Here is an 834-nt window from a genome sequence, read left to right as displayed (position 1 = left end):
GAGATGGGCTACAGCTTAGATTTTCGAAAGAGAGTACTGGCATACAAGGACAAGCATTCGTTGACTTTCGAACAAACGAGTGCCCATTTTGAAATCTCCATGCGCACCTTGTTCCGGTGGTGCAATCAGATAGAACCTTGCATGACCCACAATAAACCCGCCACGAAAATCCCTGATGCGGTGCTCAGGGCAGATGTCCAAAACTTTCCCGATGACTATCAATGGGAAAGAGCAAAACGTTTGGGTGTCTCACAATCGGCTATTCATTACGCCCTGAAACGGCTTCGGATCACCCATAAAAAAAACGTTAACACACCCTCGCGCTGATTTTCAGGCTCGTCAGGCATTTATCGAGCGCATCAGCGACTATGAACGGACGGGCAGGCCGATTGTGTATTTGGATGAAAGTGGTTTTGCTCAGTCGATGCCACGTCAATATGGCTATTCGGAAAAAGGGTTACGCTGTTTTGGTCCGCATGACTGGCACGCAAAAAGCCGTATCAACGTCATTGGCGCCATTCTCGAAAATACCTTCGTCACCTTAAGCTTGTTTACCGAGAATATTAATGCCGACGTTTTTTATGCGTGGATGACGCAAGATTTGCTGCCAAAGCTTCCACACGGCGCCGTGATAGTGATGGACAATGCGCCTTTCCATAAACGGAATGATACGACACAAGCAATAGCCGACAGCAAATGTCAACTGAAATGGCTTCCCGCTTATAGTCCGGATTTGAACCCGATAGAACACAAATGGGGCGGAGCAAAAGCGATAAGGAGGCAAAAAAGATGTTCAGTTGATGAGTTGTTTACGGAGCATATTGAATATGTCAG

Annotated in this window: 2 protein-coding genes; both read left to right on the top strand. The window is 46.9% G+C overall.

The features are described 5' to 3' along the window. Positions 1–3 precede the first annotated feature (3 nt). On the top strand, positions 4–327 hold the full coding sequence (locus tag Xets_RS20675; protein ID WP_074025175.1) for an IS630 transposase-related protein: 324 nt from the start codon (positions 4–6) through the stop codon (positions 325–327). Next, the coding region (locus tag Xets_RS20670) for an IS630 family transposase (protein WP_187652521.1) at positions 296–834 on the top strand (539 nt) is incomplete at its 3' end. The genes Xets_RS20675 and Xets_RS20670, both read left to right, overlap by 32 nt.

Origin of the sequence: Xenorhabdus sp. TS4 (assembly GCF_014467265.1) — a bacterium.
Lineage (GTDB): Bacteria > Pseudomonadota > Gammaproteobacteria > Enterobacterales > Enterobacteriaceae > Xenorhabdus > Xenorhabdus ehlersii.
The sequence above is the reverse complement of the archived record's forward strand: the minus strand, read 5'-3'. Positions and strand labels throughout refer to the sequence as shown.

Excerpts from the sequence above, each read along its gene's own strand:
- Xets_RS20675 (WP_074025175.1), top strand. The coding sequence starts at position 4 with ATGGGCTACAGCTTAGATTTTCGAAAGAGAGTACTGGCATACAAGGAC.